Annotated in this window: 4 protein-coding genes; 1 reads left to right on the top strand and 3 read right to left on the bottom strand. The window is 68.9% G+C overall.

Translation table 11 applies throughout. The features are described 5' to 3' along the window. Both CRT60_RS00250 and CRT60_RS00245 read right to left on the bottom strand, forming a co-directional pair. A partial coding sequence (locus CRT60_RS00250; RefSeq protein ID WP_244592186.1) for a condensation domain-containing protein occupies positions 1-1,520 on the bottom strand: 1,520 nt, incomplete at its 3' end. 204 nt (positions 1,521-1,724) lie between these two features. Continuing rightward, complete coding sequence (locus tag CRT60_RS00245; RefSeq protein ID WP_244592185.1) at positions 1,725-2,705, bottom strand: FecR family protein; 981 nt, start codon at positions 2,703-2,705, stop codon at positions 1,725-1,727. A gap of 402 nt (positions 2,706-3,107) precedes the next feature. On the opposite strand from CRT60_RS00245, the gene CRT60_RS00240 reads away from it, so the two are divergent. Then, entirely contained in the window at positions 3,108-4,763 is a 1,656-nt protein-coding gene (locus tag CRT60_RS00240) for a cyclic peptide export ABC transporter (RefSeq protein WP_098734458.1), read from the top strand. A gap of 82 nt (positions 4,764-4,845) precedes the next feature. Here the strand turns inward: CRT60_RS00240 and CRT60_RS00235 are convergent. Then, a partial coding sequence (locus CRT60_RS00235) for a non-ribosomal peptide synthetase (RefSeq protein ID WP_143272921.1) occupies positions 4,846-7,101 on the bottom strand: 2,256 nt, incomplete at its 5' end.

Below are 7,101 nucleotides of genomic sequence, written 5' to 3'. Positions count from 1 at the left end.
AAGGCCCCGGCGGCGACCGGTGCGTTCCAGGCGGCGAAGCGGGCCTGCTCCTGCCCGGTCAGCAGCGGCACCTCGCCGACACGCCGCCCGGCATCTGCTGCAAGACCACACAGAAGCGTCTCGAAGTGGCGGCGCAGCCGGTCGATCCTGTCATGGTCGTAGAGGTCGGTCGCGTAGGTGAAGGAAGCCTCGATCCCGCCGCCCTCTTCTTCCACGGTGTCGAGGGTCAGGTCGTAGCTGGCCACGGCGCTGTCGAGCGCCATCGGCTCCACCCGCAGACCATCCATCGCGGAGGTTGCACGGCCATCGCGGCGCTGGTGGTTGAACATCGCCTGGAACAGCGGGTTGTAGCTGAGGCTGCGCTCCAGCTTCAGCGCCTCCAGCAGATGTTCGAAGGGAAGATCCTGGTGCGCCTGCGCCCCCAGCGCCGCTTCCCTGACCCGGTCGAGCAGGTCGGCGATGCGGTCGCGCCCGTCGATCCGCAGGCGCAGAACCTGGGTGTTGACGAAGAAGCCGACCACGCCCTCGCACTCCGCACGGTTGCGGTTGGCGACCGGCACGCCGATGGCGATATCCCCCTGCCCGCTGTGGCGGTGGAGCAGCATCGTGAAGGCCGTCAGCAGCAGCATGAACAGCGTGACGTCGTTTTCGCGGGCGAAGGCGCGCAACGTCCCGGCCAGTTCCGCATCGAGCGTGAAGCGCAGGATGCCGCCGCGGTGGCTCTGCCGCGCCGGCCGCGGCCGGTCGGCAGGCAATTCCAGCGGTGCCCGCTCTCCCCCCAGACGGTCGAGCCAATAGGCGAGTTGCCGCTCCGCCTCGCCCGCCTCCAGCATGTTCCTCTGCCACAGGGCGTAATCGGCATAGCGGATCGGGGATTGCGGCAGATCGATCCTTCCGTCCCGGCGGATGGCACGGTACAGCTCCGCGAACTCCCGGATCAGCACGGCCATCGACCAGCCATCCGACGCGATGTGGTGCATCGTCACCAGAAGACGGTGGTCCTGCTCCCCCAGCCGGACGAGGCGCGCCCGCAGCAGCGGACCGGCCTCCAGATCGAAGGGAGCCTGGGCCTCCTCCTCGATCAGGCGGCGTGCCGCACGCTCGCGCCCGTCGGCCGGCAGATGGCTCAGGTCTTCGACTGCCAGCCGGAACTCGGTCTCGTCGAGGACGGTCTGCACCGGTTCCCCGTCGCCCTGGCGGAACACAGTCCGCAGAGCGGCATGGCGGCCCAGCAGACGTTCGAAGGCGCGGGACAGCGCGTCGCGGTCGAGTTCCCCGGCGAGGCGCGTCGCGCTGAAGATATTGTTGGCGCCGCTGTCGGGGTCGAGCTTCCACAGCGCCCACATCCGCCGCTGCGCATGGGACAGCGGCGCCTCCGTGGCCGGGGCGAGGTCCGCCGGGATCGGCAGCAGCGAAAGGTCCACGGCCTCGTCGCGCATGGCGCGCCAGAACAGCTTGCGCTTTTCCACCGGCAGACCGATGAAGCGGCGGACCAGGTCCACGGAGTCTTGAGCAACCATCAGGAATTTCCCATCGCCGGCTGGCTTGACGCTGATCCGGCCGCCGGGGTTTCCGGTACGGTCGACCGGGGCGGCCAGACTGTGCGCGGCGCGCCATCAGGCACGACCGCGGTCTCCAGTAGTGACGAAGCAGGGACGGCCGGATTTACCCCGCCGGTTCGGAATCGGCGGCGGCGAGCGGACTGTGCCAGCGGATGGTCGGGGTCAGCGGGCTGAAACGAGGAGTTCGCCGTCCTTGGACGCGAGCGTCACCGGCAGCACCCGCGGAAGGGACGCCGCCACGCGGTCCAGATCGGCGACGTCATACACGCCGCCGATGCGCATCGCCCCCACCTTGCGGTCGGCCAGCCTCAGCGGCTGCGACAGATAGGGGTTCAGCAGGGGCACCGCTTCGGCCAGCGTGATGTTGTCGAACACCAGCCTGCCCTCGCGCCAGGACAGGATCCGCAGCGGATCGACGTGCGCAACGCTGCCGAACCGGCTGTCGCGGGCGAAGCGGCCCTGCATGCCGGGCGTCAGCCGCAAAGGCTCTCCTCCCGCCGCGGTGTCGGCGCTCACGGTGACCGACCCCTCTGCCAGCGTCACGGCGAGATCGCCGTCATTGGCCCAGACATTGAACTTCGTCCCCGTCACCCGGACCCGATGACCGGCGGTGAAGACGGTGAAGGGCAGTCCGGCATCGTGCGCGACCGCGAAATAGGCCTCGCCATGGTCCATCAGGACGCTGCGCCGGTCGCGGAACTGGGCATAGAACAGGTTGGTGTGGACGTTCAGGTCCACGGTGGAACCGTCGGGCAACTCGACCATGCGATGCCGGCCGCCGCCGAGGAAGACATCGACACGCCCTGGCAGCACGCCGAACGACCAGCCCACCGGCCAGCAGGCGGCCAGGGTTGCCGCGATGCAGGCCGCCATCGCCCAGCGCCGCCGCCGCGACGGAACCCCGACGGCGGCGGACCGCGCTGTCCGCCCGCGGCCCGGTGCAGGGTGTGCCGCCGCCGTCTCGGGAACCGCGGTCATCCGCGGGCGCAGACTGGCGGACAGGCCCCAGATCTCCCGCATCGCGTCGAATTCCACCAGGTGGCGCGGGTCCATCAGGCACCAGCGTTCGAAAGCGGCGCGATCGGCGTCGCTGACCTCGGCCGATTGCAGGCGCAGGCACCAGTCCGCAGCCTCTTCGGTCACGCGGTCGTCGTCGGAAGGATGAGACGGAGGCATACGGGCGCGCTCGGCTCCGGAAGGCGTTCGGCAGCTATAGGACAAGCAGGGGATGGATCGCAAGGCGAGCCGGACAGGATGAACTCTACGCGAGGTAATCGAGCAGAGAAACCCCCATGTCCGCGGCGACGGCTGCGACCTTCCGTGGCAGGCAAGGGCACGGGGGTGGGGGAACAGGCGCTGATTGCGGGGGCCGGTTCCGGAAAGCCGGCAGTCGGGAAAATCGGCAGTCGGGAAAACCGGTTCCGGAGGATAACGGTTTCAGTTTTGCCCCGCTCGTTCGTCCTAAGTCAGGACGGCCGCGCGCATCCGCCTCCACGGCGGAGCCTTCGTGCCGGCCGCCTTCGCTCCCGTCCCGCAGGAACCCCGATGCCGACGCCACCCCGCACCAGCCTCGCCGCTCTGCTCCAGCTGCTTCGCCCCTTCTGGCCGATGCTGACCGCCGCCACCCTGCTGGGGGTGCTGGGCGGGCTCAGCGTCACCGGGCTGCTGGCCACCATCAACCGCATCCTGCATGCAGGCGATAGTCCGGGGCCTGGGATCCTGCTCGCCTTCGCCGGCCTGTGCGCAATGGCGCTCGCGGGCTCGGTCCTTTCCGACATCGGCACCAACCGGATCGGGCAGAAGGTCATCGCGCGGCTGCGCAGGGATCTGGGCGACCGCATCCTGACAGCACCCATCGATCAGCTCGAACGCTACCGCAGCCACCGCCTGATCCCCGTGCTGACCCACGACGTCGACACCATCAGCGACTTCGCCTTCGCCTTCGCGCCGCTGGCGGTGTCGCTCAGCGTCACGCTGGGCAGCCTGTGCTACCTGGCGGTGCTGTCCTGGCCGATGTTCCTGGCGACGGCCGCCGCCATCCTGATCGGCAGCGCCGTGCAGTATGTGGCGCGCGTCCGCGGCATCGAAGGCTTCCACGAGGCGCGCGCCCACGAGGACGAGTTGCAGAAGCATTACCGCTCGCTGGCGGAAGGGGCGAAGGAACTGCGCATCAACCGTCCGCGTCGGCTGCGGCTTCAGAGCGAGGCGCTGCGCGGCACCATCGACCGCATCTGCGACATCCAGATCCGGTCGATCAACCTCTTCGTCATCGCCAAGGGATTCGGGTCGACGCTGTTCTTCATCGTCATCGGGGTGGCGCTCGGCGTCGAAGCGCTGTGGCCCAGCACCGACCGCGGGACGCTGAGCGGCTTCATCCTGGTCCTGCTCTACATGAAGGGGCCGCTGGAACATCTGATCGGCACCCTGCCCATCGTCAGCCGCGCCCAGGTCGCCTTCCGCCGCATCGCCGACCTGTCGGCCGAGTTCGCCTCGCCGGAACCGCATCTGCTGATGAAGGACGACACCCGCCCGCCCGCGACCATCGACCGGCTGGAGCTGCGCGACGCCCGCTATGTCTACCCGCCGGCCGGACCCGGCGTGGAGCCCTTCGTGCTCGGTCCCGTCTCGCTGCGGGTCGGCCGCGGCGAGATCCTGTTCATCGTCGGCGAGAACGGCTGCGGCAAGACCACGCTGATCAAGATGCTGCTCGGCCTCTACCCTCCTCACGAAGGCCAGATCCTGCTGGACGGCCGGCCGGTGACACCGGAGACGCGCGACGATTACCGTCAGCTCTTCACCACCATCTTCGCCGACTATTTCCTGTTCGACGACCTGATCCAGGCGAACGACAGCGTGCCGGACGATGCCCAGGCCTATCTGGAACGGCTGGAGATCGCCCATAAGGTCAGCGTCGTCGACGGCGTGTTCAGCACCACCGACCTGTCCACCGGCCAGCGCAAGCGCCTGGCCCTGCTCCAGGCCTGGACCGAGAAGCGGCCGGTGCTGGTGTTCGACGAATGGGCCGCCGATCAGGATCCAACCTTCCGGCGGATCTTCTATACCGAACTGCTGCCGAGCCTGAAGGCGCTGGGCAAGACCATCATCGTCATTTCCCATGACGACCGCTATTTCGACGTGGCCGACCATCTGCTCCGGCTGACCGCCGGCAAGGTCGTGGAGGATCGCCAGCCGGCGCTGTGACGGAACCTGCACGGGAAGCAGCAGTAAAAAGGGGGTGCACCCGGCCGGGTGCGCCCCCTTTTTTCTTGCAGGAACAGGCCGGTCAACCGGCTTCCAGCATGTCCATCAACGCGCTCATCCGCGACAGCCTGGCTGGATCCGGTGCCGCCGGACGCTCGGCGACATGGGCGGCCAGCGCCCGCAGGGTGGCGTTGCCGAAGACCTGTCCCGGCGACAGGCCGATTCCGAAATCGCGGCGCAGACGGGCGATCAGCTGCACCGCAAGCAGCGAATGGCCGCCCAGCTCGAAGAAGTCGTCGTCGAGGCCGACGCGCTCCACCCGCAGCAGGTCTTGCCACAGGGCAGCCAGCCGACACTCCAGATCCGTGACGGGCGGCACATGGGTCCGCTGCCTCGGTTCGGGCTGGGGAAGAGCCCGGCGGTCGAGCTTGCCGCTGGGCGTCAGAGGCAGCCGGTCCAGCCTGACCCAGAGGGTGGGGACCATATGGTCGGGCAGCCGTTCACCCAGCCGCCGGCGCAACGCCGGCCAGAGGACGTCGCCTTGCCGGCCGTCCTGCTCGACGGGAACGATGTAGGCGCAGAGCTGTCCGCCGCCCGGTCCTGCGACAGCGGCGACCGCCGCATTCCGGACCGCCGCATCCGCCTGCAATGCCGCCTCGATCTCGCCGAGTTCGATGCGCAGGCCGCGGATCTTCACCTGCTGGTCGATGCGGCCGAGATACTCGATCACACCGTCCTCGCGGTGACGGGCAAGGTCGCCGCTGCGGTAGAGACGCCCGCCCGGCTCACCGAAGGGATCGGGGATGAAGCGGTCGGCGGTCAGGCCCGGCTGGCGGTGATAGCCGCGCCCGACCCCGATGCCGCCGATGTGCAGCTCGCCCGCCACCCCCGGCGGCATCGGATTGCCGCAGCTGTCCAGTATGTAGAGGCGCAGGCCGGGCACCGGCCGGCCGGTCGGGATTTCGTCGGCGATGCCGTCCCAGCGATGGAAAGCGACGACATCCGCGCATTCGGTGGGGCCGTAGCTGTTGTGGATGCACGGCTTCGGCCCATGCCGCCTCTCCAGCCATGGACGCAGTGCATCGGTTCGGATCGGCTCTCCCCCCAGGATCACGTCGCGCAGAGACTCCAGCTCACCGTTCCGCTCCAGCGCCGCCAGCGGCTGGAAGGTGCTGGGAGTGGCGTTCAGCGCGGTGATGCCGTGCCGGGCGATCCACTCCAGCAACAGTTGCGGGTCATAGCCTTCGCCTGCCATGTGCAGCTGGCCGCCGACCAGGAGCGGTGCGAACAGGTTCTTCTGCGTCAGGTCGAAGGCATGCGAACTCATCAGCAGCAGGCGGCTGCCGGCATCGAAGCCGACATGGTGGCAATACCATCGCATCAGGTTCACGAACCCGGCCTGCGTCACCCCGGCCCCCTTGGGCTGGCCGGTGGAGCCGGAGGTGTAGATCAGGTAGATCAGGGTGTCGGGCCCGCCGGCCGGCGGCAGATCGTCGTCGGCGAACGCCGCCAGACGGTCCCGGTCGGCGTCCAGGCGGACCGTCGGCAGACCGGCCGGCCCGGGCATGCCGCTTTGAAGCGTCTCCGAGGTCAGCAGCAGCGCGGCTCCGCCATCGTCCAGCATGTATGCCAGACGCTGCGGCGGGTAGCTGGGATCGAGCGGCAGATAGGTGGCGCCGGCCTTCAGAACCGCAAGAATGGCAATCAGCAGCTCGGGAGAGCGCTCAAGCGCGATGGCGACCCGGTCGTCCGGCCCAATTCCCTCGGCGCGCAGGAGGCGGGCCAGACGGTTGGCGTGGCCGTTCAGGTCACGATAGCTCAGGCTACCGCCTGGATGAACCAGGGCCGTCGCCTCCGGCTTGCGGCGGACCTGGGCTTCGATCAGCTGATGCAGGCGCGGGGCTGAAGGAGGCGGCGAGCCCGGCTCATCCTGTCCGCTCCAGTCCGCCAACACCTGGCGGCGGCGGTGGTCGCCCTCCAGCAGATCCAATGCCCCGACGAAAGCCCCGGCATTCGACGCCATGCGCTCCACCAGGCCACCGAAGAGCCGGGACAGCTCCTCCACCCGGCCGGAGTCCAACTGCTCGCGCCGGTAGCCGAAGGCCAGATCCAGTTCCTCCCCGGCCCGCACCGTCAGGGTCATGGCGTAATGGGTGTCGTCGACGGTCTCGGCGGCCCCGAATCGGATGGTGTGGTCATTCTGGTTTCTGATGGCCTCGTCGACGGGATAGTTCTCGAAGACGAGGATGCTGTCGAACAGGGCCCGCGCGCCGCCGCTGGTGCCGAGGCTGGAGCCGGCCCAGCGCTGCACCTCGTGCAGCGGCGTATGCTCGTGCTC

It is taken from the genome of Azospirillum palustre, from assembly GCF_002573965.1.
Lineage (GTDB): Bacteria > Pseudomonadota > Alphaproteobacteria > Azospirillales > Azospirillaceae > Azospirillum > Azospirillum palustre.
The sequence above is the reverse complement of the archived record's forward strand: the minus strand, read 5'-3'. Positions and strand labels throughout refer to the sequence as shown.